The organism is Ensifer sp. 38_S197 (assembly GCF_056924495.1).
This window is the reverse complement of the sequence record NZ_JBXOVZ010000002.1, coordinates 2,364,534-2,391,063: the sequence shown is the minus strand read 5'-3', so window position 1 is coordinate 2,391,063 and position 26,530 is coordinate 2,364,534. Positions and strand designations below refer to the sequence as shown.

The window sequence follows — 26,530 nt, the reverse complement described above, 5'->3', positions numbered from 1 at the left end:
TCGGCGAATGCGGGACCTCATACGGAAGATGCAGCCTCAAGAACAGCTTAAGTGCGGCGTGGTGATCGTTGCAGCCGGGCGCGGCGAACGAGCAGGACAATCCGCCGAAGGTCCGAAGCAGTATCGAACCATCGGCGACCGCCCCGTTATCGCCCATACGCTTGACACTTTCGCGACATGGCCGGGCGTGGGCCCGATTGTCGTCGTCATCCACCCGGACGACGAGGCCCTGTTCGACGCGGCGCGCAAACACTCGGTGGCCGGCGATATGATCATCGTCCATGGCGGTGCAACGCGGCAGGTATCCGTGCTCGCCGGCCTCGAGGCACTCGCCGGGACCGGCGTGGGCCACGTCATGATCCACGATGCGGTCCGCCCCTTTGCCGATCACGCGCTGCTTTCGCGTTGCGCCGCCGCGCTCGGCGGCGAGGTCAAGGCCGTGTTGCCGGCGGTCGCGGTCGCGGACACGCTCAAGCGCGCGGGCAAAGGCAGCGTCGTGCTGGAGACTGTGCCGCGCGACGGTCTCTATGGCGCGCAAACACCGCAGACCTTTGACCTTCCGGCCATTCTTGCCGCACACCGGGATGCGGCCAAGAGCGGCCGCACCGATTTCACTGACGATGCTTCCATCGCCGAATGGGCCGGCCTCAAGGTCGTCCTCGTCGAGGGCGCGGTCGACAACATCAAGCTTACGTTGAGAAGGGATATCGCCATGGCCGACGAGAAGCTCAAGCGCACCGCCCTGCCGGATGTGCGCACGGGCAACGGTTACGACGTGCACCAGTTGATCGAAGGCGACGGCGTCACGCTCTGCGGCGTCTTCATTCCGCACACGAAGACGCTCTCCGGCCATTCCGATGCGGACGTGGCGCTGCACGCGCTCACCGACGCGCTGCTCGCCACCTGTGGCGCCGGCGACATCGGCGACCATTTCCCGCCGTCCGATCCGCAATGGAAGGGCGCGCCGTCGCGCATTTTCCTGGAGCATGCCGCACGGCTCGTGCGCGAGCGCGGCGGCATCATCACCAATGCCGACATCTCGCTCATCGCCGAAGCGCCAAAGGTCGGGCCGCATCGCCTGACGATGCGTCAGAACCTCGCGGACATGCTGGGAATTTCGCTCGACCGCTGCTCCGTCAAGGCCACGACGAACGAACGCCTCGGCTTCGTCGGCCGCGATGAAGGCATCGCTGCGATCGCCACAGCCACCGTCGTCTATGGGAGCCTTTCGTGATGTGGCCTGCCGACATCGAAGTCAAAGCCGGTGAAATCATCGCCGAGTTCACGGCACGCGGTCTCAAGGTCGCGACGGCCGAATCCTGCACCGGCGGCCTGATCGCGGGGGCGCTCACCGAGATTTCCGATTCGTCTGCCGTCGTCGACCGCGGTTTCGTCACCTATTCCAACGAAGCGAAGGTCGCCATGCTCGACGTCGAGACGGCGACCCTTGCCGCCCATGGTGCGGTTTCGCGCCAAACGGCAATCGAGATGGTACAAGGCGCGCTGCGACATTCGGCAGCGGATTTTGCGGTTGCCGTCACCGGCATTGCCGGCCCGGGCGGCGGATCGGCTGAAAAGCCAATCGGGCTCGTGCACCTTGCGGCATCGGGGCGAAATGGCGAGATGCTGCATCGGGAGATGCGTTATGGCGACATCGGCCGCAGTGGCATCAGGCTTGCGACCGTCCGCACCGCGCTCGATATGCTCGCGGAAATCGCTCAGATTGCGTAGATGCTGTCGGCGCGCTTTTCGAAGGCGTCGGAGAACATCCGGAAGGCGCGGTCGAACATCGAGCCCATCAAGGCGCCGAGAATGCGGCTCTTGAACTCATAGTCGATATAGAAATGCACGACCGACTGACCCTCGCCCGCCGGTTCGAAACGCCAACGGTTGTCGAGGTACTTGAACGGCCCGTCGATGTATTTGACGTCAATCGCACGCTCGGCCTTGTTCAACAACACCTGTGTCGTGAAGGTCTCGCGGATCGCCTTGTAGCCGACAGTCATGTCGGCAAGCAGCAACACCTTGCTGTCGCGCTCCTTGCGTGAGCGCACCGTCAGCGCCTCGCAGAGTGGCAGGAATTCGGGATAGTGCTCGACATCGGCGACGAGATCGAACATCTGGTCGGCGCTATGCTTGACGACATGGTTGGTTTCGAAATGCGGCATGATCGAGAGCTAGTGGCCCCGCCTTATCTTAGCAAGTAGCAACGCCGTTTCGGCGTGCGATTTCAACACGAGAACCGGCAGGTCGGCATGAGCCGCCAGTTGCATCTCGATCTCAACCGCGTCCCTCCGCTCGAAGTTCCAGACGTAGCGGAGGAAATCGAGATCGATCTTCTCCGGACAACCGTCGGCCATATCCGGGCGGGTCTTTTTCCAATAGGCGAACCAGCGCCAGAGCACCCCGCGCAGCGACACCCACCGCGGCGGCCGCATCCAGACCACGACATGCGCGCGCGGCAGCCGCAGCGGCAGCGTCTTCGGACCCGTGCCATCCATGATCCAGCGTTCGCCGGCCGCAGCCTTCGAGATCAGCGCGAGCATTTCCTGCCTCGGCCGAAGCTTCCATCCCGGCAACCAGAAGAACTCCCGGTCCATCGCCAGATGCGGCAGGTCGAGCCGCTCGGACAGTTGCCGGGAAAGCGTGCTCTTGCCGCTGCCGGAACAGCCGATCACCAGAATACGTTGCGCATTCCCGAGATGCGACGCTGCCTCTTCCCCGTTCACGTATCGCGGCATCGGCAAGCCTCCTCTGGAGACAGCCGTTAGGCGATCGAGCGGGCGGATGCAAGATTGGCGCGAGCGTCCGAAAGTCGCGCCATGGCGCGGCAAGCGTTCCGGTAAAAACAAAAGCCCCAAAACAAAAAGCTCCGGCGCAAGCGCCGGAGCCGATCATTCTCGAAACCCGCAGTCCGCCTTACTCGGCAGCCTGCAGTTTTTTCTCGCGCGCCGCCCTCAGACGGGCAAAGTCATCGCCCGCATGGTGCGACGAGCGCGTCAGCGGGCTTGAGGAAACCATGAGGAAACCCTTGGTATAGGCGACGGTCTCGTAGGACTTGAACTCCTCGGGTGTCACGAACTTCTCGACCTTGTGGTGCTTGCGCGTCGGCTGCAGGTACTGACCGATCGTCAGGAAGTCGACATCGGCGGTGCGCAGGTCGTCCATCAACTGCAGCACTTCGTTGCGCTCTTCGCCGAGGCCGACCATGATGCCGGACTTGGTGAACATCGTCGGGTCCAGTTCCTTCACGCGCTGCAACAGGCGCACGGAGTGGAAATAGCGTGCACCCGGGCGGACTGTCAGATAGTTGCCCGGCACGGTCTCCATGTTGTGGTTGAAGACGTCGGGCTTGGCGGCAACGACGCGTTCCAGCGCACCCGGCTTCTTCAGGAAGTCCGGCGTCAGGATCTCGATGGTGGTCGTCGGCGAAGCCTCGCGGATCGCCCAGATGACCTTCTCGAAGTGCTCGGCGCCACCATCCTCCAGATCGTCGCGGTCGACGGAGGTAATGACGACGTGGCTCAGCCCCATCTGCTTGACGGCCTTGGCGATGTTCGCGGGTTCTTCGAGATCGAGCGCATTCGGCTTGCCGGTCGCGACATTGCAGAAGGCGCAGGCACGGGTGCAGATCTCACCCATGATCATGAAGGTGGCGTGCTTCTTGTCCCAACATTCGCCGATGTTCGGGCAGCCGGCCTCTTCGCAGACCGTGACGAGCTTGTTGCTCTTCACGATCGAGCGCGTCTCCTGGTAGCCCTTCGACATCGGCGCCTTGACGCGGATCCAGTCCGGCTTGCGCATCACTTCCGTGTCGGGCTTATGCGCCTTTTCCGGGTGGCGGACGCGTTGCGCCCGGTCAGAGACGGCATCGAACACCGTTACCATACTGTCTTCCTCATCGCGGCGGGACCGGCATCAGGCCGGGCGACCCATTTTCGCTCTATATAGACGGCCCGACGGCAAATGTCAGGCCGTCTGCAGCGCCGCGCGTCTCTCAGACGCGCAAAGGTCGCTGTAGCCCTTCAAATTGCTGCATCCCTAAGTCGGAGACGACCCCAGGAAGCATGCGAGATTGAAGCCCGACGGAAGCGCTGGTCGCCCGGCAGGCTATCGTTTGACGGCGCGACCAGCGGCAATCAACAGGCAGGCGCCGATGAAGCCGATGACCAGGTAGGCGACCCATCCGACAAAAGCCATGCCGAAGGCCGCCAGGATAAAGTTCAGCACCACCGCGCCGATGATGCCGAGCAGTATGTTCATGAACAGACCCATGTCGCTGTGCATGAACTTCTCCGCGAGCCATCCGGCCAAACCGCCGATGATGATCGCAGCCAGAATGCCGACGCCGTTCACGCTCATTTTGGTCTCCGTGCATTGAGGACGGTCCTCAATGCCGAAGCCGCCTGAAAGGTTCCGGCGCAGTAACACTTTGAACGCTGCTAATTTTGTCCTCAAATCGATGCCGATCTAAGGAATTATGCAGCACATCAGGCGTTGAGCGCGCGGCCGTAGGCGTCGAGCACGCTTTCCTTCATCGTCTCCGAAATGGTCGGATGCGGGAAGATCGTGTGCATCAGGTCTTCTTCGGTCGTCTCGAGGTTCATCGCGACGACGAAGCCCTGGATGAGTTCGGTGACTTCGGCGCCGACCATGTGGGCGCCCAGCAATTCGCCGGTCTTCTTGTCGAAGATGGTCTTGACCAGGCCCTGGTCCTCGCCGAGCGCGATCGCCTTGCCGTTGGCGACGAACGGGAAGCGGCCGACGCGGATCTCGCGGCCGAGTTCCTTGGCCTTGGCTTCGGTGAGGCCGACGGAGGCAACCTGCGGATGGCAATAGGTGCAGCCCGGGATCTTCAGCTTGTCCATCGGGTGGACGTTCGGCAGTCCGGCGATCTTCTCGACGCAGATCACGGCCTCGTGCTCGGCCTTGTGGGCAAGCATCGGCGGGCCGGCAACGTCGCCGATGGCGTAGATGCCCGGGACATTGGTCTTGCCGTAGCCATCGATGACGATGCAGCCGCGGTCCGTCTTCACGCCGAGCGCCTCGAGGCCGAGATTCTCGATATTGCCCTGGACGCCGACGGCCGAGATCATGCGGTCGGCGGTGATCTTCTCGACCTTGCCGTCCTTCATCTCGACATGGGCGGTGATCGAATTGGCGCCCTTCTCGACCTTGGTCACCTTGGCCTGGAGATGGATCTTCATGCCCTGCTTCTCGAACTGCTTCTTGGCAATCGCCGAGATTTCCGCATCTTCGACGGGCATGACGGTCGGCATGACCTCGACGACGGTCACGTCGACACCCATGGTGCGATAGAACGAGGCGAATTCGATGCCGATCGCGCCGGAGCCCATGACGACAAGCGACTTCGGCATTTCCTCGGGCTTCATCGCCTCAAAGTAGGTCCAGATCAGCTTGCCATCGGGCTCGATGCCGGGAAGTGCGCGCGGACGGGCACCGGTCGCAATGATGATGTGCTTGGCGGTGTAGGTGCCCTCGCCCTTGGTGTTCTTCGGCAGCGGCGCCTGCGGCTGGACGACCGGCTTCGTCGACTTGCCGACGACGATTTCGCCGGGCTTCGTCAGCTTCGCCTCGCCCCAGATCACGTCGACCTTGTTCTTCTTCATCAGGAAGCCGACGCCGCCGTTCATGCGCTCGGCAATGCCGCGCGAGCGGGCGACGATCGCCTTGAGATCCGGCGTCACCGTGCCTTCGATCTTGACGCCATAGGCGCCCGGATGCTGGGCATAGTGCAGGACTTCGGCCGAGCGCAGCAGCGCCTTGGTCGGGATGCAGCCCCAGTTGGAGCAGATGCCGGCCAGATGCTCGCGCTCGACGACCGCGGTCTTCAAACCAAGCTGTGCTGCGCGGATGGCGGCGATGTAGCCCCCCGGACCCGAACCGATGACGATGACGTCGTAATTCTCAGCCATATGTTTCCTGCCTTTGTCTCAAGCGACCTTGCGGGTGAACAGCACCCAGTCGTGTTTCTTGCTTTCGTCGAAGAGCGGAACCGCCTCGGCGCGCGCTGCCTCGCCGAAGCCGTTTGCTCTGTATAGTGCCTGGGCCCTGTCATTGTGGCTTTCGGTGATCAGGCTCACCGGCGCCGATCCGGCGCGTTCGAATTCCCTTGCCAGGAGCGCGCTACCGATCCCGCGGGCGCGCTGGTGGCGATAGACGCCGAGGCTTTCGATGAACCAGTGGCCGACGATCTGCCTTTGCAGCGCGAGCAAGGGTTCCAGCACCGGATGCTTGGCGACGATCTCCAGAACCTCCGGGCCGATCGCATAGCCGACCGACAGACCGGCAACCTCGTCATCGGTTTCGGCAACCAGCGCGTCGCGCCAGTTTCCAGGCCCGGGCTCTTCGCGAAGCTTGTTGCGTCCGCGCTCGAAAGCCGTGTCCGTCACTCCATGGAGGACGGCGCCGTACCAGAGCCAGGAGGCAAAGCCGTGCGCGGCGATGTCGACGAGAATGGCGAGCTCGGCCGCCTCACGTCTCTCCGCTGGACGAATGGTGACGCCCCCCACCATCCTTAGACCCCAAGCATCATCCGCACGACCGGTTCGAGACCCCGGCCGATCGCACGCGTATTCTCCGCATCGAGATGCACGCCATCGAGCGGCGTGGTCACCGCCACCGAACCGGCATCGAAGAACCCGCAATCAAGTTCGTCGGCAAGATCGCGGTAGAGCGGCGCCAGCATCGCTGACTGTTCGATGCCACCGGCGAACATTGCACCGAAGGCGGCATTGGCGGTTTCGCAGAGCGCCGGCGGCGCGACGATCAGGATCTCGGGGCCTTCCTCGCCCTCGACCGGCCAGTCATGCCGGCGCACGAGGTTGACGAGGCGCTGAATGCCCTTCACGGCGCCGAAAGCGGTTCCGTGGATCACCGGCTTCATGTCGTTGGAGCCGAGAAGAAATATGATGAGATCGAGCGGCGCGTGGCTGTGCAGCACCGTTGGCAACACTCTTGCACCATTGCGATCGCAATCGGCGAGATGATCGTCATAGGCGGTCGTGCGACCGTTCAAGCCCTCGGCGATAACCTGGACATCCGTGCCCAGCGACTTCTGCAGCACACTCGGCCAGCGATCGGCAAGCGGGTGGCGGCCTCCGTCCGCGGCATCATAGCCCCAGGTCAGACTGTCGCCATAGCAGAGAACTGTTTTCATCGTCCGGGGCCCGCCTTCGACTGCGCGAAAAGGAACGGACCGGCCCGAAGGCCGGTCGTCATCCAACTCAGACCAGCATGCCCATCGGGTTTTCGATGTAGCGCTTGAAGGCACCGAGCAGTTCCGCGCCAAGCGCACCATCGACGCAGCGATGGTCGGTCGAAAGCGTGACGGTCATGACGTTGGCGATGACCATCTGCTTGTTCTTGACCACGACACGCTCCTCGCCCGCACCGACCGCGAGGATCGTCGCGTGCGGCGGGTTGACGACGGCGGCGAAGTTCTTGACGCCCATCATGCCCATGTTGGAGACGGCCGTGGTGCCGCCCTGGTATTCCTCGGGCTTCAACTTGCGGTCCTTGGCGCGCTGGCCGAGGTCCTTCATCTCGTTGGAGATGGCCGACAAGCTCTTCAGTTCCGCCTGGCGCACGATCGGGGTGATCAGGCCGCCCGGGATCGACACGGCAACGCCGACATCGGCGTGCTTGTGCTTGACCATGTTGCTTTCGGTCCAGGAGACGTTCGCATTCGGAACGTCACGGAGCGCCAGCGCCAGGGCCTTGATGACCATATCGTTGACGGAGAGCTTGTAGACCGGCTTGCCACCCTGTTCCGGAGCAGCGGCGTTGAGCTGGGCACGGAGCGCCAGCAGCGCGTCGAGTTCGCAGTCGACCGACACGTAGAAGTGCGGGATCGTCTGCTTGGATTCGACGAGGCGCTTGGCGATCGTCTTGCGCATGCCGTCATGCGGCACCAGTTCGTAGGAACCCGGCTCGAAGAGCTTGAGAACGGCGTCGTCCGACGGGCCCTTGGCAAGCGGTGCGGTCGCGGGAGCAGCAGCGCCGGTAGCCGGAGCGGCTGTGGGCTTCGCGGTACCACCGGAAACGGCAGCCTCGACGTCCTTCTTGACGACGCGGCCGTGCGGACCGGTACCGGCGATTGCCGAAAGGTCGATGCCGGCGTCCTTTGCCAGGCGACGCGCGAGCGGCGAAGAGAAGACGCGTGCACCTCCCTCGGACTTCACCGGCTGCGCGGCAACCGGGGCGGGTGCGGCTGGTGCAGGAGCGGCCGCCGGAGTGCTCGGCGCTGCCGGCGCGGGCGCTTCCGCCTTGGCCGCGGGAGCCGGTGCGGCTGCGCCGTTGCCACCCTTGGCAGCGGCTGCGACATCCTCGCCATCGGCGGCGAGAACGGCAATCAGCGCGTTGACCTTGACGCCTTCGGTGCCGGCGGGAACGACGATCTTGGCAACGGTGCCTTCGTCGACGGCTTCGACTTCCATCGTCGCCTTGTCGGTCTCGATCTCGGCAATCACGTCACCGGACTTGACCTTGTCGCCTTCCTTGACGAGCCACTTGGCCAGATTGCCTTCTTCCATCGTCGGAGAGAGGGCAGGCATTGTGATGTTGATAGGCATCGAAGGGCCCTCCCCTTATTTGTAGCAAACGGCTTTCACCGCATCGACGACCTCTGCGACGCTCGGAAGCGCCAGCTTCTCGAGGTTCGCGGCGTAAGGCATCGGCACGTCCTTGCCGGCGATCGTCAGGATCGGGGCGTCAAGGTAGTCGAATGCCTGCTGCATGACGCGGGTGGCGATTTCGGTGCCGACGGATGACTGCGGATAGCCTTCTTCGACGGTGACGAGACGCCCGGTCTTCTTGACGGATTCGATGACCGTCGGCAGGTCCATCGGGCGGATGGTGCGCAGGTCGATCAGTTCGACGTCGATGCCCAGGGCTTCGAGCTCGGCAACCGCCTTGACGGCATAGGTCATGCCGATACCGAAGGAGACGATCGTCGCGTCCTTGCCCTGCTTGTGGATGCGGGCCTTGCCGATCGGCAGAACGAAATCGTCGAGCTTCGGCACTTCAAAGGAGTGACCGTAGAGGATTTCGTTCTCGAGGAAGATGACCGGGTTCGGATCGCGGATCGCCGCCTTCAGCAGACCCTTGGCGTCGGCTGCCGTGTAGGGCATGACGACCTTGAGGCCGGGGATATGGCTGTACCAGGCAGCATAGCACTGCGAGTGCTGGGCGGCCACGCGGGCAGCGGCACCGCTCGGGCCGCGGAAGACGATCGGGGCGCCCATCTGGCCGCCGGACATATAGAGCGTCTTGGCGGCGGAGTTGATGATCTGGTCGATCGCCTGCATGGCGAAGTTGAAGGTCATGAACTCGACGATCGGACGCAGGCCGGTCATGGCAGCGCCGACGCCGACACCGGCAAAGCCATGCTCGGTGATCGGGGTATCGATGACGCGGCGAGAGCCGAATTCCTGCAGCAGGCCCTGGGTGATCTTGTAGGCGCCCTGATATTCGGCGACTTCTTCGCCCATGACGAAAACGTCATCGCTGGCGCGCATTTCTTCGGCCATCGCATCGCGAAGGGCTTCGCGAACGGTCATCGTGACCATTTCGGTGCCGGCCGGGATTGCCGGATCGGCGGCAACTTCGACCTTCGGCTGGGCTGCTACCGGAGCCGGCGCGGAAGCGGCCGGAGCCTCGGCTGCTGCCGCCTTCGGCGCTTCGGCCTTCGGAGCAACGGCGATATCGCCGGCGGCTTCACCGTCCTGCAGCAGCACGGCGATCGGCGTGTTGACCTTGACGCCTTCGGTGCCGGCCGCGATCAGCAGCTTGCCGATCGTGCCTTCATCGACGGCTTCGACTTCCATCGTTGCCTTGTCCGTCTCGATTTCGGCGATGACGTCGCCGGAGGACACCTTGTCCCCCTCGTTCTTCAGCCATTTTGAGAGCGTGCCTTCCTCCATCGTCGGGGAAAGGGCGGGCATAAGAATTTCTACTGGCATGTTTGTCCCTCCCCGGATCAAAGCAGGATGTCTGTGTAGAGCTCGGATGCATCCGGCTCCGGATCGGCCTGGGCGAAATCGGCGCTATCGGCAACGATATCGCGGACTTCCTTGTCGATCTGCTTGAGCTCGTCTTCGCTCGCCCAGCCCTTCTCCATGAGACGGGCCTTCACCTGCTCGATCGGATCATGCTCCGAGCGCATCTTCTGCACTTCATCCTTCGAACGATACTTCGCCGGGTCGGACATCGAGTGGCCGCGGTAGCGGTAGGTCAGCATTTCCAGAATGATCGGGCCCTTGCCCGAGCGGCAATGGGCGACAGCCTCGTCGGCCGCGGCCTTGACGGCGCGAACGTCCATGCCATCCACCTGAAAGCCCGGAATGTTGAAGGAAACGCCACGCTGCGAGAAGTCGGTCTGTGCCGAGGCGCGGGAAACGGCGGTGCCCATGGCGTAACGGTTGTTCTCGATCACGTAGATCACCGGCAGCTTCCAGAGCTGCGCCATGTTGAAGCTTTCGTAAACCTGGCCCTGGTTGGCCGCGCCGTCACCGAAGTAGGCAACGGAAACATTGTCATTGCCGCGGTAGCGGTTGGCGAAAGCGAGACCGGTGCCGAGCGACACCTGGGCGCCGACGATGCCGTGACCGCCGTAGAAGTGCTTTTCCTTGGAGAACATGTGCATCGAGCCGCCCTTCCCCTTGGAAAGACCGCCGCGACGACCGGTGAGTTCGGCCATCACGCCGCGGGCGCTCATGCCGCAGGCCAGCATATGGCCGTGATCACGGTAACCGGTGATGACCTGGTCGCCTTCCTTCAGCGCCGCCTGCATGCCGACAACGACCGCTTCCTGGCCGATATAGAGGTGACAGAAGCCGCCGATGAAGCCCATGCCGTAGAGCTGGCCGGCTTTTTCCTCGAAACGCCGGATCAGCAGCATCTCGCGGTAGGCATTGAGATCTTCTTCCTTGGAGAATTCGGCGAAGGTGCCGCCGTTGAAATCTTTCTTCGCCGGCTTTGCGGCACTCTTGCGGCTGGAAACGGACGCGGATTTTCGCGGAGCCATTCGTTCCTCCCAATGGTTAGCCTTTTGCGGTTACCATAGGGAAAGAAAGCAGCCACAGCAATGCCATATTTGCATGGCTCGCATTCCACGCAAATAGTTGAATTTACTTTACAAATCTTAATTAACTGAATTCAGGTTAATTTGCGGCGCGGTGAAAAATAACGATCTCGTCGCTTCGCGACATGTTCAGCGCGAGGCGAGCTTTTTCATCCAGCATGTCCCGTTCCAGCGACCCGTCACTCATCAGCTGAACCTCTTTTTCAAGGATCATTCGCCGCTTCGTGAGCTCATCCAGCCGCGCCTGCCGCTCGACGATCTGGCGATCGAATTGCTCGGTCGCCTTCAGGCCATAGCCGCCGTGGATGGAATGATAGCCGAAGTAAGAGAGAAAGGCGACCGCGATCAGCGGCATCACCAGCCGACCCAGTTTCCGTTTCTTATGATGCCGTGTCCACATCCGTTCACGCCCTGATACGCAATACGGAAGTCAGATTAGCGGCGATTGATTAACCGACCGTTGACCATGAATGGCAGGAAAACAGAAACCCGCCCACGTGGAAACGTGAGCGGGTTCGTTTGTTAGCTGCTGCATTGCGCGTCCGACCGGACGCGCGGCGCTTCAGTAAGTTAGAGCGGGATGCGGGCGGAAAACCGCGCACACTTTTCCTCATCCCGCTCTGGGATCAGCCGCGCAGGATCGAGCGGCCGGCGTACTTGGCCTGCAGGCCGAGCTGCTCTTCGATGCGGATGAGCTGGTTGTACTTGGCGAGCCGGTCCGAACGGGCGAGCGAGCCGGTCTTGATCTGGCCGCAGTTGGTGGCAACCGCGAGATCGGCGATCGTGGCGTCTTCGGTTTCGCCCGAGCGGTGCGACATGACGGCGGTGTAGCGCGCCTTGTGCGCCGTCTCGACGGCATCGAGCGTCTCGGAGAGCGAGCCGATCTGGTTGACCTTGACGAGGATCGAGTTGGCGACGCCCATCTTGATGCCGTCGCGCAGGCGCGCCGAGTTGGTGACGAACAGGTCGTCGCCAACGAGCTGGACCTTCGAGCCGATCTTGTCGGTCACGGCCTTCCAGCCGTCCCAGTCGTCTTCCGCCATGCCGTCTTCGATCGAGAAGATCGGGTACTTGGCAGCGAGCTCCGCCAGGTATTCGGCCATGGCGCCCGGCTCCAGCGTGCGGCCCTCACCTTCGAGCACGTACTTGCCGTCCTTGAAGAATTCGGTTGCGGCGCAATCAAGCGCGATGAACATATCTTCGCCCGGCTTGTAGCCGGCCTTCTCGATCGACTTCATGATGAAGTCGAGCGCCGCCGGAGCAGAGGCAAGCCCCGGGGCGAAGCCGCCTTCGTCGCCGACATTGGTGTTGTGGCCGTCGGCCGCAAGCTGCTTCTTCAGCGTGTGGAACACTTCCGAACCCATGCGCACCGCGTCGCGCATCGTATCGGCACCGACAGGAACGATCATGAATTCCTGGAAGTCGATCGGGTTGTCGGCATGGGCGCCGCCGTTGATGATGTTCATCATCGGGACCGGCAGCACGTGGGCGTTCGGACCGCCGACGTAGCGGTAGAGCGGCAGGCCGGCAGCTTCGGCCGCGGCCTTGGCGACGGCCAGCGAAACGCCGAGGATGGCGTTGGCGCCGAGGCGCGACTTGTTCGACGTGCCGTCGAGTTCGATCATGGTCTTGTCGATCTGGATCTGGTTCTCGGCATCGAGACCGCCGATCGCTTCGAAGATCTCGCCGTTGACGGCTTCGACGGCGCGCTCGACGCCCTTGCCGAGGTAACGCGTGCCACCATCGCGCAGCTCGACAGCTTCATGCGCACCGGTCGAGGCGCCCGACGGGACCGCCGCACGGCCGAAGCTTCCGTCTTCCAGGTACACGTCGACCTCGACGGTCGGGTTGCCGCGGCTGTCCAGAATTTCTCGGCCGATGATGTCGATGATTGCAGTCATGATCTCTTCCCTGTTGAGGACGGTGGGTGGTCGGGGCCTGTCATACGCCAAGGCCTCGAAATTACAATGGCGCGCAAGATGCAAAACCGTTCGCGCCATTGCGGTTCATGAAAACTTCGCGAAGCGTCGCTGAGGGCTCAACCCTTGGCGATCGCGTCGAAGGCGAGCAGCTTTTCGAGCAGCCGCGGCATGTCTTTCAGGTGCACCATGTTCGGGCCGTCCGACGGTGCGTTGTCCGGGTCTTCATGCGTCTCGACGAAGACGCCGGCGACACCGACGGCCACGGCCGCACGGGCCAGCGTCTCGACGAATTCACGCTGGCCGCCCGAAGAACCGCCCTGCCCGCCCGGCTGCTGCACCGAATGGGTGGCGTCGAAGACGACGGGTGCGCCGAGCGAAGCCATGATCGGCAGCGAGCGCATATCGGAGACCAGCGTGTTGTAGCCGAAGGAGGCGCCGCGCTCGCAGAGCAGGACGTTCGGATTGCCGCTTTCGGTGAATTTCGCCAGCACGTTCTTCATGTCCCAGGGCGCCAGGAACTGGCCCTTCTTCACGTTAATCGCGCGGCCGGTCTTGGCGGCAGCGACCAGAAGGTCGGTCTGGCGCGACAGGAAAGCCGGGATCTGCAGGACGTCGACTGTCGGGGCCACCAGAGCACACTGCTCCTCGGTGTGCACGTCGGTCAGTACCGGGAAACCGAATTCCTTCTTGAGATCAGCGAAGATCTCCATCGCCTTCTCGAGGCCGATGCCGCGCTTGCCGGAGAGCGACGTCCGGTTCGCCTTGTCGAAGGAAGACTTGTAGACGAGGCCGATACCGAGCTTCTTGCAGAGTTCAAAGAGGGCGCCCGCGATCATGAAGGCGTGTTCGCGGCTCTCCATCTGGCAGGGGCCGGCGATCAGCGACAGCTTCTCGGTTTGCGCGAAGGCGACCTGGTGGGCGCCGTTGCCGACTACTACTCTGGCATTGGTTTTCATCATCAAGCTCCAAAAGCGAAGATCACCCCTTGCCCCGGCATTTCGGGGACAATGAGGCGTCCGCCCATTTCTGCAAATTCGATATCGTTCTCAGCGAAAAGAGCGCGTGTCGCCTCCAGGTCGGTGACGCGGAAAACGACGGCGCGGCCACGCAGGCCGCGCTCGGCACCCCGCACCGAACAGCCGAAGAAGGCTTCCATTCCGGCAGGGTTCAGCACCGAAATCTTGGCGTTGGTGGCCGATACATCCATGCCGAAGGAATGGGCCGTGACCTCGCGTTCGTCGACCGCCTCCTGCAGGAGGTACTGGAAATCGGTCGGGTTGGTTTCCGACAGGACCACCTCGGCGATGCCGGTCACGCCGTTTTCATGCTGCTCCAGTGCGGCCCGATCGGTGGGCAGCGCCCGGACACGCTGACAGTTGAAGAGGAAGAAATCCGGCGAGCGCAGATCAGCCGCGAAGGCAAGGCGGAAGGAGCCCAGTCCCTCACGGCCATCCGGCAGCTTCATCGGGCGGGAAAACTCCAGCATGTCGCCGCCGGAAATGCCGCGTGCCCGAAAGCGGATGTGATCGCTCGCGGCATCCTCGGTGCCGAAGACCAGCGCCGAGAGACCTTCTGGCCCCTGGCGAAAACGGAAGGCCTGATCGCGCGCGACAAAGGCATTGCCATCGAGTGCGGCGGCTTCACATTCCTCGCGGGAAGCAACGGCCAACGGTTCGAGATAGGTGCCATCGGAAAAGAAGACGCAGGCATTCTCGGTGCCGAAAGGATGGCGGGCGTCCTCAGCGACGGTAAAACCGAGTTCGGACAGGCGACGCCGGGCCTGGGTAAGCGTATCCACCGGCAGCACGAGGTGATCGAGCGGGCGGGTGGTGCGCTTGGAGAGGCTCATGGCGTTTTCCCTGATGGTTCGCCGCTGTTTGCAACTTTTGGCCGGCGAATGCAAGTCGGGTCACGGCCATGGAGCCGATTGGTCGCTGGCGTCCGAAGACGGGCCGTAACCAGAAACGCTCCGCGCCGGGCCGCGCCCGCCGCAGAGTTACCTTTGCCTAGCGAGTGTCGGACTGCCTCAGTAGTAGCCCGGAGCCGCCGTCGCGTTGGCCGTATTTCCCGCCCCGAGACCGGGGGCGAAGGTTTGGGGCTGCGCGTAGGTCGTATTGGTCGAGGACGTGGAGGCACAGCCGGCAAGCCCCGCCACGATCGCCAACGGCACGAATAACAAGGTGATCAAGCGCATGCGTATTGCCCCTTTCCAGTTTCCCTGACGAACAGAAAAGAATGAAACCGGTGATTTGGCGAGTACGTAACAGTAACGCGACGTAACAAGGGTCGATGATCGACGTGCAGCTTACCCCGGGAACGCAACCGCGGGTCACCGCAGACGCCGCGATCGCTCTGATCGTCCGGTGCGCCGCACGAGGCGCGCACGGTTCTCGGCTCGCTTACCTCAAAGACCAAGATCGTTCTTGATGGCGCAGGTGGCGATGAAGGTCGGCACGAACCTGTCGATCAGGAAACGAGGTGACGGCTGCCAATCCTCGTGAAAGCCGGCAAGCACGAAGCCAGCCGGCAAATGCCCGTCGATCTCAGTTCGGTCGATTGCTGTGGATCCATCCCCGTCTGCCGAGAGCGAATATCCAAGGCGCCCGGCACGTTATCACCCTGCCTGTGATTTCGACCGCTTGAGAAGCGGATACAATCGCGTAATGTTGTTCGATGCAGCCTGGAGTTACGCCGGGCGGCAGGCTGAGGGGCAGCGCTTGATCTTCTTGTTGCAAGGCATGAAACGCATCCGGGCACGGCCGATAGGCTGCGCAAGGCGCGTCGGGACGCCGATCTGGTTTCCGCTTGGATATGAATCGACATGATCCGCGATTTGACGGCCAAGCTCGCCTCCATTGCGATCATGATGTTTGCGCGCGCGCTGACTGCGGCGCGCGCCATCTGGCATGAGACGGGTCTCCCGCCGAAGCAGAGCATCTATTTCGCCAATCATTCCAGCCACGGCGATTTTGTGCTGATCTGGGCGGTGTTGCCGCCCTGGCTTCGGGAACGCGCGCGGCCGGTTGCCGGCGCGGAATACTGGCTGAAATCGAAGCTGTCGGCCTTCATCGGCCGCGACGTCTTCGATGCGGTGCTGATCGAGCGCGACCCGGCGGCCCGCACCCAGGATCCGGTCGAGCAAATGACGGCCGTTCTTAACGACGGCTCGTCGCTGATTCTCTTTCCCGAGGGAACGCGCAATCAGACCGAGGCACGGCTGCTGCCCTTCAAAAGCGGGCTCTATCACCTCGCCTGCAAGCGGCCGGATGTGGCACTGGTTCCTGTCTGGATCAACAATCTCAACCGCGTCATGCCGAAGGGGGAGTTCGTGCCGATCCCGCTCATCTGTACCGTAACCTTCGGCGAACCGATGCATCTCAAGGCGCAGGAGACGAAGGACGAGTTCATCGCCCGCGCCGAGGCGGCCATGCTCGCGCTCTCACCTTCATCGACGGAAGACGACGCATGAGCGCGGCGACCTTGGACATGCTCAAACTGCTCCTGGGCGTCGGCGGCATTCTCGTCCTGGCGTCGAGCATCGGCTACGTCCTGAAGCAAAAGCTCTCGCCGGATGGGTCGAACGGCGCAATCGAGAACCTCAACGCCCGCATCAAGGCATGGTGGGCGATGGTGGTGCTGATCGCCATCGCCTTCGTTGCCGGCCGGGTCGGCGTGCTCCTGCTTTTCGCCTTCTGCTCTTTCGCGGCGCTGCGCGAATTCATCACGCTGATCAAGACCCGCCGCGGCGACCATTGGGCGATTGCTGCCGCGTTCTTCGTTGTTCTGCCGATCAACTACGTCCTGCTGTGGGCCGAGCAATACGGCATCTACTCGATCTTCGTGCCGGTCTACGCCTTTCTGCTGATGCCGATCATCGCCGTCATGCGTGGCGACACGCGCGATTTCCTGCTCAGGATCGCGGAGGTGCAATGGGCGCTGATGATCTGCGTCTTCTGCGCCTCGCACGTGCCAGCACTCCTGACACTGCAGATCCCGGATTACGAAGGGCGCAACGTCCTTCTCATCGCCTTCCTGGTCATCGTCGTTCAGTCCAGCGACGTGCTGCAATATGTCTGGGGCAAGCTCTTCGGGCGGACCAAGATCGCACCGACCCTTTCGCCCTCGAAGACGGTCGAGGGCTTTATCGGCGGGGTCGCAAGCGCCACCCTGATCGGCGCGTCGCTCTGGTGGATCACTCCGTTCACGCCGTCCCAGGCCGCGTTGATGTCGCTGCTCATCACCCTGATGGGCTTTTTCGGCGGACTCGTCATGTCGGCGATCAAGCGTGACCGCGGCGTCAAGGACTGGGGCCATCTGATCGAGGGCCATGGCGGGCTGATCGACCGGTTGGATTCCGTCGTCTTCTCCGCACCGATCTTCTTCCACCTGACACGTTACTGGTGGTCACTGACATGACGGCGAAGCTGAGGGGCCTGGCGGGCAACGGCATGGTGCACGTGGCATTCGCCTTTTTTGCCATGGGCGGCTGGGCGCTTTTCGCCAATCGCCATCATCCGATGCCCAAGCCGCTTCTTGCCGCGATCGTGCAAGGTACACTCTCGGCACTTCTGACCCTCTACCTCAAGACAGTGATCGACGCGCTTTCCAGGCGGTTTCGCGGGGCAAAACGTTTGTTCCTGCCGCCACTTCTCGCCTGCCTCGGTTCGTCAGCAATGCTCGCCGCGATCCACACGGCCAGCGGCACGCCGGAGATCCTGAGGACGATCGCCCTGCCGCTCGCGGTGTCGACCACCTACGCCGCCATCTATAACTATTCCATCAGCCGAAGAGAGCCTGGGCATGACCGAGACCGGTGACCGCAGGCCGCTCGCAAGCCGCAACAGCCGCTGGGCACAGGCGATCGCGCGACGGCTGGCGTCGATGAATGTCACGCCCAACCGGATCTCGCAGGCAAGCATGTTGGCCGCCGCCTTTGCAGGGCTTGCCTTCTGGCTGACGGGCGAAACTCAGGATGGGATGAGGGGCGCGCTGTTCATTGCCGCCGCCCTCTTCTGCCAGTTGCGCCTGCTCTGCAATCTCTTCGACGGCATGGTCGCCGTCGAGGGCGGCAAGGGCGAGGCCGACGGCCCGTTCTGGAACGAATTTCCCGACCGCATCGCGGACATTTTCATTTTCGTCGGCGCTGGATATGGCATCGGCTTGCCTGCGCTCGGCTTTGCCGCGGCCGCCTTCGCCGTGCTGACGGCCTATGTGCGCGAACTTGGCCGCGCCAATGGCGCTCCGAGCGACTTCTCCGGCCCGATGGCCAAGCAGCACCGCATGGCGACCATGACGGCCGCTGCTGTCCTATCGTCCCTTGAAGGGCTTTGGCTTGGTGACGGCGAAATCCTCTGGGCAGCGCTGCTGCTGGTGTCGATCGGGGCGGCGCTGACCGCCCTCTTGCGCGCCCGCCGCCAAATCACCTGGCTCCGGCAGAACGCCATCCAGAAAGGCTGACCGCGTCCCTATCGCCGCCACCGGTCGACGCCCGCGCGACAAACCCCGCGGACGCCGCCCTGATGTTTCGCCGATCAACTATCAAATGGTTACGGCGTGGCGCTTCTGCTCGGAATCCTTCTCGTCAGCACCATTGCCTTCACCCCTACGGCCTTGAACGCGCAAACGTTGCGGACACCGGCGCATATGAAAAAGGCCGATCATGCGACCGGCCTTTCTCAATTCTTGCAATCCCGACTTAGACGAGGCGGGACTGTTCCAGTGCCGCTTCGACGAAGCTCGCAAAAAGCGGATGCGGGTCGAGCGGGCGCGACTTCAATTCCGGGTGGTACTGGACGCCGATGAACCACGGATGATCCGGATATTCGACCGTTTCCGGCAACACGCCGTCCGGCGACATGCCGGAGAAAACGAGGCCACAGGACTCCAGGCGGTCCTTGTAGTCGACGTTGACTTCGTAGCGATGGCGGTGACGCTCGGAAATATCAGTCGAACCATAGATCTCGGCGATCTTGGTATTGCCCTTGAGTGACGCGCGATAGGCGCCGAGACGCATCGTGCCGCCGAGATCGCCAGCGGCGGAACGCTTCTCGAGTTCGTTGCCTTTCACCCATTCGGTCATCAGGCCGACGACCGGCTCCTTGGTCGGACCGAACTCCGTGGACGAAGCCTTCTCGATGCCGGCGAGATTGCGGGCCGCTTCCACGACCGCCATCTGCATGCCGAAGCAGATGCCGAAGTAGGGCACCTTGCGCTCGCGGGCAAAGCGCGCAGCATTGATCTTGCCCTCGGAGCCACGTTCGCCGAATCCGCCGGGAACGAGGATACCGTGCACCTTCTCGAGATAGGGTGCGGGATCTTCCTTCTCGAAGACTTCGGACTCGATCCACTCGAGTTTGACCTTCACCCGGTTGGCGATACCGCCGTGGTAAAGCGCTTCGATCAGCGACTTGTAGGCATCCTTGAGGCCCGTGTACTTGCCGACGATCGCGATCGTGACCTCGCCCTCCGGCGTGCGGATCCGGTCGGCAACGCGTTCCCAGGCTTCCATGCGCGGCTTCGGCGCCGGCTCGATGCCGAAGGCGGCGAGCACTTCGTTGTCGAGGCCTTCCTTGTGGTAGGCGATCGGAACGTCATAGATCGAGGCAACGTCGAGCGCCTGGATAACGGCCGACTGGCGGACGTTGCAGAACAGCGAAAGCTTGCGGCGCTCGGCTTCCGGAATTTCGCGGTCGGCGCGAACGAGCAGGATATCGGGATGAATGCCGAGCGCCTGCAGTTCCTTGACCGAATGCTGCGTCGGCTTGGTCTTCAGCTCGCCGGCTGCCGGAATATAGGGCATCAGCGTCAGATGGACGTAAACTGCGGTGCCGCGCGGCAGGTCGTTGCCGAGCTGGCGGATCGCCTCCATGAACGGCATCGCTTCGATGTCGCCGACCGTACCGCCGATTTCACAGAGCACGAAGTCGTAATCATCATTGCCTTCGGTGACGAAGTTCTTGATTTCGTTGGTGACGTGCGGGATCACCTGAACCGTCGCGCCGAGATAGTCGCCGCGCCGTTCCTTGTCGATGATGTTCTTGTAGATCCGGCCCGTGGTGATGTTGTCGGTCTTCGTCGCCGAACGCCCCGTGAAGCGTTCATAATGGCCGAGATCGAGATCGGTCTCCGCGCCATCGTCGGTTACGAAAACCTCGCCGTGCTGGGTCGGGCTCATGGTGCCCGGATCAACGTTGAGGTAGGGGTCGAGCTTGCGCAGTCTCACCCGGTAGCCACGCGCCTGCAGCAGTGCTCCGAGAGCCGCTGCAGCGATGCCTTTTCCGAGGGAGGAAACCACGCCGCCAGTGATGAATACATATCGCGCCATGGGAGTCACCGGATACCTTTTCACAAATGATTCCGCCACCGAAAAATTCATGTTCCAGAACTTTTCGCCTAGGGATGGAGGCAGATTTCACACAAAACAAAACCGGCGGATGAAACATCCGCCGGCGGGTTCTTTAGAAGTGCGACCTTATTGGCCGCTGGGAACTTGCGATCCCGAATTGTTGTTGGCGGGCGTCTCGGTCGTTGCGCCGCCTGCCGGAGCTTGGCCCGACGTTGCGGGTGCCGTCGAGGGGACACCGTTGCCCGTTGCCGGGGCAGTTGCCGGCTGCTGCTGCGTCGCACCACCGGCGGGAGCCTGGGTATTGCCGCCGCCAAGCGAGTTAAGAACGCCACCGCCATTGGAGCTGGTGCCCGGGATACGATCAAGGATGTCGGTCGCCTGCGGCTGGTAGCGTGCAAGGATACCCATGGCAAGCGCCAAGGCGAAGAACAGGGCCGCGAGGATTGCGGTCGTCCGGGTCAGCGCATTGGCCGTGCCGCGCGCGGACATGAAGCCCGAGCCGCCGCCGATGCCGAGACCACCGCCTTCGGAACGCTGGATGAGAACGACGCCGATCAGGGCGACGACGACCATGAGATAGATGACGAGTAGTACGGTCTGCATCAGCTTCCAGTCCTGCCCTTTGGGCACACGAATCAAACCATGCGCAAACTCGGCATGGCCGGGCGCAATTTTCGCGCCTCTTTATACCATGCCGTGCGCCATTCCAAGCCCCTGCCCGGCGATGCGGGCGATCAGGCCGTCAATTCTTCATAAGCCCGGTAGATGGCGAGGAAGTCTTCCGCTTTCAAGCTCGCGCCGCCGATCAGGGCGCCGTCGACATTGGCGACGCCCATCAGCTCCTTGGCATTGGACGGCTTGACCGAGCCGCCGTAGAGGATGCGCATCTTGGCTCCGGTGTTGCCGAAGCGCGAAACGAGTTCCTTGCGCATGAAGGCATGCGCCTCCTCGACATCGGCTGCCGTCGGGGTCAGGCCGGTACCGATCGCCCAGACGGGTTCGTACGCGATAACGGTGTTTTCGGCGGTCGCCGCATCCGGCAGGCTCTCGGCGAGCTGGCGCTGCAGAACATCGAGCGTCTTGCCGGACTTGCGCTCATCGCCGGTCTCGCCGATGCAGACGATCGCCACGAGCTCGGCGGCATGCGCCGCTTCCGTCTTCGCGCGAACCAGCGCATCGCTTTCGGCGTGGTCGGTGCGGCGCTCGGAATGGCCGACGATGACGTGGGTGCCGAAGCAATCGGCGATCATTTCGGCGGAAACGTCGCCGGTGTGGGCGCCCGACTGCTTCTGATGGCAATCCTGCGCGCCGATCATCAGCGGGCTGTCGTCGCAAAGCGCCGTTGCCACATAGAGCAGGGTCGCGGGCGGGCAGATCAGGGTTTCGACCTTGGCGGAAAGTTCGCCCTTGACCCCTTCGGCCATCGCCTTGATCTGATCGAGCGAGGCGCGGGTTCCGTTCATCTTCCAATTGCCGGCGACGAGCGGGCGGATATCGGGCGTCATGCAATTTCCTCCGGATCTTATGCTTTTCTCCGGAAGCGGCCTAGCAAATGCGGCAGGCAAATAAAAGCGCTGCCGGCGATTATTCCCGTACGGTGAGGCGAGTTGCACCACCCCACTGCGCTGGGATTGTCATGCGCTGCGCATCATGGCGATCACGGCGAAAGGCAGTCCTTCATCGTCCGTATCTCTGCGCCCGGTTTCGACGAAGCCGCGGCGACGATAGAAGTCGACGGCCGCCCGATTGTCCGCTGACTTCGAGTTGCCCGAGGCGCGCCGCGGCATCCTCGACAAGGGCGCGACCGACGCCGGCGCCGTGGATGTCCGGATCGACGAACAGTCCGCCAATAAAGTTCTCGATCAGGCCGATGAAGCCCACGACCTGCCCGTCGATTTCGGCGACCCAATTGTCTGCCATCGGCAAGTAAGTGTCCCGCACCAGCTGCTGCTGCTCGACAAGGCGCGCCTCACCGAGAAACGGATGGCCGATACGCGATGCGGCGAGCCAGATTGCAAGCAACCGTTCGCCTTCCTCCGGACGCCAGGGGCGAATGGCGACGGGCACGGCGCCGGCGGTGACCGTCGCCGCGTTCCAGGTGAGGCGATTGGCCTCGTATAGATCGTTACTCATAATCGTATTCATAAAATCTGATCGGCAGAGATGACGCCGGCGAGCCATGTCCGCACGGTTCTAAAACTTCAGTACGGCCTCAAGCTCGCCATCATAATGCTCGCCCGTCGGCTCAAAGCCGAGGCCACGATAAAATCCATCGGGGCTGCCGGACCCCTGCCCATAGCTCGTGTAGAGTTCGCGAAGACCGCGGGCTTTCAGATCGCGCACGACGAGGGCGATCGCCTGCTTGCCAAAGCCCCGGCCCTGAAACGGACGGGCAATCATGAAGCGCCAGAGATAGACGCCGGGGCAATCGATGCCGTCGTCCCAGTCGGATCCCTCATGTAGCATGATGAAGCCGACCAGCGTCTCCTCAGCATAGATCGCGCGGAACCAGGCATTCTCGGAAAAATGCGCCTCGGCGATCGAGGTGCCGTTGTCCGCCACCATGTTGCGCTGTTCGTCGCTCAGCGTTTCGCTGAGCTCACAGACGTCACAGACGGTCGCGGCTGAAATGCGCCGGAGGCTAACCTCGGCATCAGACGGCAATACGGTTTCACGCATCGGGAAACTCCTAAGAAAAATCAAAACGTAAAAAAATCCGAGGCCAGGACGGTCGGCATCCCGCAAAAAGGGCTATTGGCGCGTAAAATGAAATCATGGCGAGAAGGCGCCTGCCCGTTCGCAGTGGCGAACGCCGGTGAAATCCGGTTCGCTATTGGTCGTGGCTCCGGCTCAGGAACCCGACCTCACTTTGGTCGACCCGCTGTCGGCTGCGTTTCTCCGTTCTCCAGGCCGGCAATCGCCGCGTGAACGTCCGCCTCCAACTCTTCGTCGAACTGCTCGAAGATCGCATCGCCGATCAAGCCGTGAACCTCGCGGAGGTAAGGGGCGGCTGCCTCGCCTTCGCCAAGAGCGAGGTAGGAGCGCGCGATCGAAAGCGACGAGAGCGGCTGGCGCCGCTGCAAGGTCCATTCTCGAGCCAGCAGCGAGACGGCAATGCTCTCCCGGTATTGCCCGGCATCGCAAAGTGCCGCGCCGTAGCCGCTCTTGACCCAGTAATACATGTCCGTGAAAGCGAGGTGCGCGTCGGCTATGTCGGACGCCAGACGCCAGGCGTCGATCGCCTCGCCATATTTGGCTTCGGTTCCAAAACGGATGCCCTTACGTGCATGTTCGTAGGCCTCCCGCTCGTGCGGACTCATCGGTGTCGTTTTTTTCTTCGCCATGTATGCCAGCCCAACTGCTCCCGGGAACAACTCCTCCGTGTCCCCCTCCACTGCAAGTGGATCACAGCTTGCCGACTGCAACAAGATCGCAGTGCAATTTTACGGTATTATCAGCGAATAAAAGCATGGGCTCATGGGTCTCATCGCCGTAACCGGGTTGTAGCGGCCGGGCTGGTGAACACGGAGACGATCATGTTGCGCAACGACAAGGCCGGGTTCGGCTGGATCACCATCGTCCTTCACTGGACGATTGCGGTGATCATTCTTGCCTTGCTCGCCCTCGGCTTCATCATGCGCCGGGTTCCGATCGATCCAGCGCTGCAGTTTTCGCTCTACCAGTGGCACAAGTCGCTGGGTTTCACCGCGCTTGGCCTGGCGGCGATCCGCGCCCTCTGGCATGTGGTCGAGCCTCGCCCCCAGCCGCCGGCAGGCCTCAGCCCACTTGAACAGCGTGCCGGCAGCGTCACCCATATCATGCTCCTCGGGCTTGCTCTCGCGGTCCCGTTCGCCGGCTGGGCCGTCGCCTCGACCTCGACGCTGAACATTCCCAGCTTCTACTTCAACTGGTTCGTCATACCGCATCTACCGATGGCGAAATCGGCGCCGGCCGAGGACTTCTGGACGCTCGTCCATATGACGCTCGCCTACCTGCTCCTCGCTTTTGTCGCGTTTCACGCGTTGGCTGCCCTCTACCACCACTTTGCGCGCCGGGACGACGTCCTCGTTCGCATGCTGTCGGCCGGATCGCACCGTCGCAAACACTCCCAAGCGGCGGGCTCGGATCCGGTGATCGCTGGAAGGAAAAAACCATGACACTGCGCCTGCAACCATCACCCAGGGCAATAGCGCTCGCCTTTCTGGCGGTCATGCCCGTCGATCCGTCACTCGCATTCGCCGCCGCGCCAGACCTTGCCGACGCCGCCGGCAACTATGGCATCACCTCTGCCTCGCGCATCCATTTCACGGTGGCGCAGGCCGGCGGTGGAGGAATTGTGGGTGACTTCGGCAAATTCTCCGGCAGTTTCCGCATCGACCGAAATGATGTCGGCCACTCGACGGTCGAGTTCACGCTTTATCCGGAGAGCGTGAAAACGGGAGAAAAGCGTGTCGAGGATTTCCTGAAATCGAGCGCCGTCTTCGATGCCGCCAACTACAGCACCGTCACCTTCCGCTCGACGAACGTGAAGCAAACCGGCCCCGATACGGCGGCGGTCGAGGGAACATTGACGGCCCGCGGCACCTCCCGCAAGGAGCGCTTCTCCGTCACGCTGCTTGACTGGAATCGCAGTTCGATCGCCTTCAACATCCGCGGCAATATCCACCGTTCGCCCTACGGCATGGATGTCGGCACGCCGATCTATTCCAACGTCGTCGAATTCGACATGAACATCAAAGGGCAGAGGCGCTGAACGCCCCTGCCCTTCGCAAAAGGATGGGTTCGTCGTTCAGCCGATCTGGCTGCCGACAAAATCCTTGACGATGCGTACGATGCCACGGCCAAGCAGGTCGTCCAACGCAGCGATGAACTGTTCGACATGGGCGCGCTCGCAGATCAGCGGCGGCTCGAGGCGGATGACGTTGCGATTGTATTCGGTGAAAGCAACCAGCATGTCGTAGTCGCGCAGCAGCAGCGCGCCGATGAAGCCCGAGAGCGAGCCCTTGAGCTTTTCGTCGAGCATCGAGACAACAGGGCGCAGCACCATCGGCAGCGTCTGGCTGAAGTCCTGGAACTCGAGACCGACCATCAGCCCCTTGCCGCGCACGTCCTTGATGATCTTCGGATACTTCTCCTTCAGCGCCTGCAGGCGCTCGAGCAGATAATCGCCGCTGTCGGCGGCGCGATCGATCAGGTGTTCGTCGTAGAGCACGTTGATGCCCTCGATCGCCGTCACGCAGGCCTCGCCCATGCCGCCGAAAGTTGCCATGGCGTGGATCATCGCGGTCTTCGGCGTGCCATAGGCCTTCATGTAGACTTCGCGGCGCGCGATCATCGCGCCAACGGCCGCCTTGCCGGCGCCGAGCGACTTGGCAAGCGCGGTCACATCGGGCACGACGCCGTAGTGCTCGAAGGCATAGAAGCGACCGGAGCGGCCATAGCCGCACTGCACTTCGTCGGCGACCCAGAGCACGCCGTATTTGTCGCAGAGCGCGCGCAGCTTCTGCCAGTATTCGGCCGGCGCCTGGATGATGCCGCCGCCGCCCTGGATGGTTTCGAGCACGATGACGCCGATTTCCGGATCGGATTTGAAGGCGTTCTCCACGGCTTCGATATCGGCAAAGGGTACGCGGACGGTGTTGTCGGTGACCTTGAAGTCGGCACGGTAAAGCTGGCCGTCGGTGATGGCGAGCACGCCCTTGGTCTTGCCGTGGAAAGAATTCTCCGCATAGACGACCTTCGGTCGCTTCGGACCGGCAGCGCGCTCGGCGAGCTTGACCGCAGCCTCCATCGCTTCCGAACCGGACGATCCGAGAAAGACCATGTTGAGATCGCCGGGTGAGCAGGCAGCGATGTTCTTCGCCAGCGCCGCCGCATATTGCGACATGAAGGCGATCGCGATCTCGTGGCGCTTTTCGTCCTGGAACCTCTGGCGGGCGTCGAGGATACGCGGATGATTGTGGCCGAAGGCGAGCGAGCCGAAGCCGCCGAAGAAATCGAGAATCTTGCGGCCGTTCTGGTCGGTGTAGAACATGCCCTCGGCGCTCTCGATTTTCACCTTGTGGAAGCCGAGAAGCTTCATGAAGTGGAGCTGTCCTGGGTTCAGGTGCTCCTTGAAAGCCGTGGTGATGTCGCCGATCGACATGGCCTTGGCCTGTT

General features: G+C 62.5%; 31 protein-coding genes. 8 read left to right on the top strand and 23 right to left on the bottom strand.

All coding sequences use genetic code 11. The annotated features are described in order from the left end of the window. Positions 1 to 28: 28 nt before the first annotated feature. Positions 29 to 1,234: a bifunctional 2-C-methyl-D-erythritol 4-phosphate cytidylyltransferase/2-C-methyl-D-erythritol 2,4-cyclodiphosphate synthase gene (locus AC1Z3V_RS24765; RefSeq protein WP_483504142.1), complete on the top strand. Its 1,206-nt coding sequence runs from the start codon at positions 29 to 31 to the stop codon at positions 1,232 to 1,234. Beyond that, positions 1,234 to 1,731 (top strand): CinA family protein, encoded by a 498-nt coding sequence (locus AC1Z3V_RS24760; protein ID WP_483504141.1) that lies wholly within the window; start codon positions 1,234 to 1,236, stop codon positions 1,729 to 1,731. The genes AC1Z3V_RS24765 and AC1Z3V_RS24760 overlap by 1 nt, the downstream gene beginning before the upstream one ends. Here the strand turns inward: AC1Z3V_RS24760 and AC1Z3V_RS24755 are convergent. The 16 genes from AC1Z3V_RS24755 to AC1Z3V_RS24680 all read right to left on the bottom strand — a co-directional run bounded on the left by AC1Z3V_RS24755 (position 1,719) and on the right by AC1Z3V_RS24680 (position 15,556). Further along, positions 1,719 to 2,168 carry a type II toxin-antitoxin system RatA family toxin gene (locus AC1Z3V_RS24755; RefSeq protein ID WP_429816901.1) on the bottom strand — a complete coding sequence of 150 codons (450 nt, stop codon included), beginning with the start codon at positions 2,166 to 2,168 and terminating at the stop codon, positions 1,719 to 1,721. The two genes, AC1Z3V_RS24760 and AC1Z3V_RS24755, sit on opposite strands and share 13 nt — an antisense overlap. A 9-nt stretch (positions 2,169 to 2,177) precedes the next feature. Further along, the gene (locus AC1Z3V_RS24750; protein WP_483502270.1) at positions 2,178 to 2,741 is read right to left on the bottom strand and encodes a P-loop NTPase family protein; all 564 of its coding nucleotides are present in this window, start codon (positions 2,739 to 2,741) and stop codon (positions 2,178 to 2,180) included. A 178-nt stretch (positions 2,742 to 2,919) separates the two neighbouring features. After that, positions 2,920 to 3,888, bottom strand: a complete 969-nt coding sequence (gene lipA / locus AC1Z3V_RS24745) for a lipoyl synthase (protein WP_173516343.1) — start codon at positions 3,886 to 3,888, stop codon at positions 2,920 to 2,922. A 222-nt stretch (positions 3,889 to 4,110) separates the two neighbouring features. After that, complete coding sequence (locus AC1Z3V_RS24740) at positions 4,111 to 4,362, bottom strand: GlsB/YeaQ/YmgE family stress response membrane protein (RefSeq protein WP_429816895.1); 252 nt, start codon at positions 4,360 to 4,362, stop codon at positions 4,111 to 4,113. A 128-nt stretch (positions 4,363 to 4,490) separates the two neighbouring features. Then, on the bottom strand, positions 4,491 to 5,936 hold the full coding sequence (gene lpdA, locus AC1Z3V_RS24735; RefSeq protein ID WP_483502268.1) for a dihydrolipoyl dehydrogenase: 1,446 nt from the start codon (positions 5,934 to 5,936) through the stop codon (positions 4,491 to 4,493). Between the two features lie 18 nt (positions 5,937 to 5,954). After that, on the bottom strand, positions 5,955 to 6,536 hold the full coding sequence (locus AC1Z3V_RS24730; RefSeq protein ID WP_429816891.1) for a GNAT family N-acetyltransferase: 582 nt from the start codon (positions 6,534 to 6,536) through the stop codon (positions 5,955 to 5,957). A gap of 2 nt (positions 6,537 to 6,538) precedes the next feature. Further along, entirely contained in the window at positions 6,539 to 7,180 is a 642-nt protein-coding gene (locus AC1Z3V_RS24725) for an SGNH/GDSL hydrolase family protein (protein WP_483502266.1), read from the bottom strand. 67 nt (positions 7,181 to 7,247) lie between these two features. Then, positions 7,248 to 8,594: a pyruvate dehydrogenase complex dihydrolipoamide acetyltransferase gene (locus AC1Z3V_RS24720; protein WP_483502265.1), complete on the bottom strand. Its 1,347-nt coding sequence runs from the start codon at positions 8,592 to 8,594 to the stop codon at positions 7,248 to 7,250. 15 nt (positions 8,595 to 8,609) lie between these two features. Beyond that, positions 8,610 to 9,983, bottom strand: coding sequence for a pyruvate dehydrogenase complex E1 component subunit beta (locus tag AC1Z3V_RS24715; RefSeq protein ID WP_429816883.1), 1,374 nt, complete (start codon positions 9,981 to 9,983; stop codon positions 8,610 to 8,612). A 17-nt stretch (positions 9,984 to 10,000) separates the two neighbouring features. Continuing rightward, positions 10,001 to 11,047 (bottom strand): pyruvate dehydrogenase (acetyl-transferring) E1 component subunit alpha, encoded by a 1,047-nt coding sequence (gene pdhA, locus AC1Z3V_RS24710; protein WP_429816880.1) that lies wholly within the window; start codon positions 11,045 to 11,047, stop codon positions 10,001 to 10,003. 136 nt (positions 11,048 to 11,183) lie between these two features. Then, positions 11,184 to 11,504: an FtsB family cell division protein gene (locus AC1Z3V_RS24705; RefSeq protein WP_429816877.1), complete on the bottom strand. Its 321-nt coding sequence runs from the start codon at positions 11,502 to 11,504 to the stop codon at positions 11,184 to 11,186. 226 nt (positions 11,505 to 11,730) lie between these two features. Next, positions 11,731 to 13,005, bottom strand: coding sequence for a phosphopyruvate hydratase (gene eno / locus AC1Z3V_RS24700; RefSeq protein WP_483502263.1), 1,275 nt, complete (start codon positions 13,003 to 13,005; stop codon positions 11,731 to 11,733). Positions 13,006 to 13,142: 137 nt separating this feature from the next. Further along, complete coding sequence (gene kdsA, locus AC1Z3V_RS24695) at positions 13,143 to 13,985, bottom strand: 3-deoxy-8-phosphooctulonate synthase (RefSeq protein WP_483502262.1); 843 nt, start codon at positions 13,983 to 13,985, stop codon at positions 13,143 to 13,145. Next, entirely contained in the window at positions 13,985 to 14,875 is an 891-nt protein-coding gene (locus AC1Z3V_RS24690; RefSeq protein WP_483502261.1) for a VOC family protein, read from the bottom strand. Before AC1Z3V_RS24690 ends, kdsA begins: the two co-directional genes overlap by 1 nt. Positions 14,876 to 15,052: 177 nt before the next feature. Further along, complete coding sequence (locus AC1Z3V_RS24685) at positions 15,053 to 15,220, bottom strand: hypothetical protein (protein WP_483502260.1); 168 nt, start codon at positions 15,218 to 15,220, stop codon at positions 15,053 to 15,055. A 210-nt stretch (positions 15,221 to 15,430) separates the two neighbouring features. Beyond that, entirely contained in the window at positions 15,431 to 15,556 is a 126-nt protein-coding gene (locus AC1Z3V_RS24680; protein WP_483502259.1) for a hypothetical protein, read from the bottom strand. A 291-nt stretch (positions 15,557 to 15,847) separates the two neighbouring features. On the opposite strand from AC1Z3V_RS24680, the gene AC1Z3V_RS24675 reads away from it, so the two are divergent. Genes AC1Z3V_RS24675 through AC1Z3V_RS24660 form a run of 4 tightly spaced genes read left to right on the top strand, consistent with a single transcriptional unit; the run spans position 15,848 to position 18,483 of the window. Beyond that, positions 15,848 to 16,495 carry a lysophospholipid acyltransferase family protein gene (locus AC1Z3V_RS24675; RefSeq protein WP_483502257.1) on the top strand — a complete coding sequence of 216 codons (648 nt, stop codon included), beginning with the start codon at positions 15,848 to 15,850 and terminating at the stop codon, positions 16,493 to 16,495. Beyond that, positions 16,492 to 17,442 carry a phosphatidate cytidylyltransferase gene (locus AC1Z3V_RS24670; protein WP_429816860.1) on the top strand — a complete coding sequence of 317 codons (951 nt, stop codon included), beginning with the start codon at positions 16,492 to 16,494 and terminating at the stop codon, positions 17,440 to 17,442. Before AC1Z3V_RS24675 ends, AC1Z3V_RS24670 begins: the two co-directional genes overlap by 4 nt. Continuing rightward, positions 17,439 to 17,843, top strand: coding sequence for a hypothetical protein (locus tag AC1Z3V_RS24665; RefSeq protein WP_483502256.1), 405 nt, complete (start codon positions 17,439 to 17,441; stop codon positions 17,841 to 17,843). The genes AC1Z3V_RS24670 and AC1Z3V_RS24665 overlap by 4 nt, the downstream gene beginning before the upstream one ends. Beyond that, on the top strand, positions 17,827 to 18,483 hold the full coding sequence (locus AC1Z3V_RS24660; protein ID WP_429816856.1) for a CDP-alcohol phosphatidyltransferase family protein: 657 nt from the start codon (positions 17,827 to 17,829) through the stop codon (positions 18,481 to 18,483). The genes AC1Z3V_RS24665 and AC1Z3V_RS24660 overlap by 17 nt, the downstream gene beginning before the upstream one ends. Positions 18,484 to 18,721: 238 nt before the next feature. Here the strand turns inward: AC1Z3V_RS24660 and AC1Z3V_RS24655 are convergent, their stop codons facing one another. From AC1Z3V_RS24655 to AC1Z3V_RS24630, 6 genes are all read right to left on the bottom strand, one after another. Then, a complete protein-coding gene (locus AC1Z3V_RS24655; protein WP_429817203.1) occupies positions 18,722 to 20,359 on the bottom strand; it encodes a CTP synthase in 1,638 nt (545 codons plus the stop codon). 138 nt (positions 20,360 to 20,497) lie between these two features. Then, a complete protein-coding gene (secG, locus tag AC1Z3V_RS24650; RefSeq protein WP_429816853.1) occupies positions 20,498 to 20,974 on the bottom strand; it encodes a preprotein translocase subunit SecG in 477 nt (158 codons plus the stop codon). Between the two features lie 131 nt (positions 20,975 to 21,105). Beyond that, on the bottom strand, positions 21,106 to 21,876 hold the full coding sequence (gene tpiA / locus AC1Z3V_RS24645) for a triose-phosphate isomerase (protein ID WP_429816850.1): 771 nt from the start codon (positions 21,874 to 21,876) through the stop codon (positions 21,106 to 21,108). Positions 21,877 to 22,048: 172 nt separating this feature from the next. Continuing rightward, complete coding sequence (locus AC1Z3V_RS24640; RefSeq protein ID WP_483502254.1) at positions 22,049 to 22,504, bottom strand: GNAT family N-acetyltransferase; 456 nt, start codon at positions 22,502 to 22,504, stop codon at positions 22,049 to 22,051. Between the two features lie 60 nt (positions 22,505 to 22,564). Beyond that, a complete protein-coding gene (locus AC1Z3V_RS24635) occupies positions 22,565 to 23,050 on the bottom strand; it encodes a GNAT family N-acetyltransferase (RefSeq protein ID WP_429816844.1) in 486 nt (161 codons plus the stop codon). A gap of 185 nt (positions 23,051 to 23,235) precedes the next feature. Beyond that, the gene (locus AC1Z3V_RS24630) at positions 23,236 to 23,715 is read right to left on the bottom strand and encodes a hypothetical protein (protein ID WP_483502252.1); all 480 of its coding nucleotides are present in this window, start codon (positions 23,713 to 23,715) and stop codon (positions 23,236 to 23,238) included. 192 nt (positions 23,716 to 23,907) lie between these two features. On the opposite strand from AC1Z3V_RS24630, the gene AC1Z3V_RS24625 reads away from it, so the two are divergent. Both AC1Z3V_RS24625 and AC1Z3V_RS24620 read left to right on the top strand, forming a co-directional pair. Next, complete coding sequence (locus tag AC1Z3V_RS24625) at positions 23,908 to 24,528, top strand: cytochrome b (protein WP_483502250.1); 621 nt, start codon at positions 23,908 to 23,910, stop codon at positions 24,526 to 24,528. Between the two features lie 53 nt (positions 24,529 to 24,581). Next, positions 24,582 to 25,124, top strand: a complete 543-nt coding sequence (locus tag AC1Z3V_RS24620; RefSeq protein ID WP_429817200.1) for a YceI family protein — start codon at positions 24,582 to 24,584, stop codon at positions 25,122 to 25,124. 36 nt (positions 25,125 to 25,160) lie between these two features. On the opposite strand, the gene AC1Z3V_RS24615 is transcribed toward AC1Z3V_RS24620, so the two are convergent. Further along, complete coding sequence (locus tag AC1Z3V_RS24615) at positions 25,161 to 26,516, bottom strand: aspartate aminotransferase family protein (RefSeq protein ID WP_483504140.1); 1,356 nt, start codon at positions 26,514 to 26,516, stop codon at positions 25,161 to 25,163. Between the last annotated feature and the right edge of the window lie 14 nt (positions 26,517 to 26,530).

Coding starts and splice junctions, on each gene's coding strand:
- AC1Z3V_RS24640 (WP_483502254.1), bottom strand. CDS start 22,504: ATGAGTAACGATCTATACGAGGCCAATCGCCTCACCTGGAACGCGGCG.
- AC1Z3V_RS24755 (WP_429816901.1), bottom strand. CDS start 2,168: ATGCCGCATTTCGAAACCAACCATGTCGTCAAGCATAGCGCCGACCAG.
- AC1Z3V_RS24725 (WP_483502266.1), bottom strand. CDS start 7,180: ATGAAAACAGTTCTCTGCTATGGCGACAGTCTGACCTGGGGCTATGAT.
- AC1Z3V_RS24705 (WP_429816877.1), bottom strand. CDS start 11,504: ATGTGGACACGGCATCATAAGAAACGGAAACTGGGTCGGCTGGTGATG.
- AC1Z3V_RS24715 (WP_429816883.1), bottom strand. CDS start 9,983: ATGCCAGTAGAAATTCTTATGCCCGCCCTTTCCCCGACGATGGAGGAA.
- AC1Z3V_RS24750 (WP_483502270.1), bottom strand. CDS start 2,741: ATGCCGCGATACGTGAACGGGGAAGAGGCAGCGTCGCATCTCGGGAAT.
- AC1Z3V_RS24665 (WP_483502256.1), top strand. CDS start 17,439: ATGACGGCGAAGCTGAGGGGCCTGGCGGGCAACGGCATGGTGCACGTG.
- AC1Z3V_RS24675 (WP_483502257.1), top strand. CDS start 15,848: ATGATCCGCGATTTGACGGCCAAGCTCGCCTCCATTGCGATCATGATG.
- AC1Z3V_RS24660 (WP_429816856.1), top strand. CDS start 17,827: ATGACCGAGACCGGTGACCGCAGGCCGCTCGCAAGCCGCAACAGCCGC.
- AC1Z3V_RS24740 (WP_429816895.1), bottom strand. CDS start 4,362: ATGAGCGTGAACGGCGTCGGCATTCTGGCTGCGATCATCATCGGCGGT.
- eno (WP_483502263.1), bottom strand. CDS start 13,005: ATGACTGCAATCATCGACATCATCGGCCGAGAAATTCTGGACAGCCGC.
- AC1Z3V_RS24630 (WP_483502252.1), bottom strand. CDS start 23,715: ATGGCGAAGAAAAAAACGACACCGATGAGTCCGCACGAGCGGGAGGCC.
- tpiA (WP_429816850.1), bottom strand. CDS start 21,876: ATGACGCCCGATATCCGCCCGCTCGTCGCCGGCAATTGGAAGATGAAC.
- AC1Z3V_RS24620 (WP_429817200.1), top strand. CDS start 24,582: ATGCCCGTCGATCCGTCACTCGCATTCGCCGCCGCGCCAGACCTTGCC.
- AC1Z3V_RS24670 (WP_429816860.1), top strand. CDS start 16,492: ATGAGCGCGGCGACCTTGGACATGCTCAAACTGCTCCTGGGCGTCGGC.
- AC1Z3V_RS24690 (WP_483502261.1), bottom strand. CDS start 14,875: ATGAGCCTCTCCAAGCGCACCACCCGCCCGCTCGATCACCTCGTGCTG.
- AC1Z3V_RS24635 (WP_429816844.1), bottom strand. CDS start 23,050: ATGCGTGAAACCGTATTGCCGTCTGATGCCGAGGTTAGCCTCCGGCGC.
- AC1Z3V_RS24760 (WP_483504141.1), top strand. CDS start 1,234: ATGTGGCCTGCCGACATCGAAGTCAAAGCCGGTGAAATCATCGCCGAG.
- AC1Z3V_RS24730 (WP_429816891.1), bottom strand. CDS start 6,536: ATGGTGGGGGGCGTCACCATTCGTCCAGCGGAGAGACGTGAGGCGGCC.
- pdhA (WP_429816880.1), bottom strand. CDS start 11,047: ATGGCTCCGCGAAAATCCGCGTCCGTTTCCAGCCGCAAGAGTGCCGCA.
- secG (WP_429816853.1), bottom strand. CDS start 20,974: ATGCAGACCGTACTACTCGTCATCTATCTCATGGTCGTCGTCGCCCTG.
- AC1Z3V_RS24625 (WP_483502250.1), top strand. CDS start 23,908: ATGTTGCGCAACGACAAGGCCGGGTTCGGCTGGATCACCATCGTCCTT.
- AC1Z3V_RS24615 (WP_483504140.1), bottom strand. CDS start 26,516: ATGTCGATCGGCGACATCACCACGGCTTTCAAGGAGCACCTGAACCCA.
- AC1Z3V_RS24720 (WP_483502265.1), bottom strand. CDS start 8,594: ATGCCTATCAACATCACAATGCCTGCCCTCTCTCCGACGATGGAAGAA.
- lipA (WP_173516343.1), bottom strand. CDS start 3,888: ATGGTAACGGTGTTCGATGCCGTCTCTGACCGGGCGCAACGCGTCCGC.
- lpdA (WP_483502268.1), bottom strand. CDS start 5,936: ATGGCTGAGAATTACGACGTCATCGTCATCGGTTCGGGTCCGGGGGGC.
- AC1Z3V_RS24685 (WP_483502260.1), bottom strand. CDS start 15,220: ATGCGCTTGATCACCTTGTTATTCGTGCCGTTGGCGATCGTGGCGGGG.
- kdsA (WP_483502262.1), bottom strand. CDS start 13,985: ATGATGAAAACCAATGCCAGAGTAGTAGTCGGCAACGGCGCCCACCAG.
- AC1Z3V_RS24765 (WP_483504142.1), top strand. CDS start 29: ATGCAGCCTCAAGAACAGCTTAAGTGCGGCGTGGTGATCGTTGCAGCC.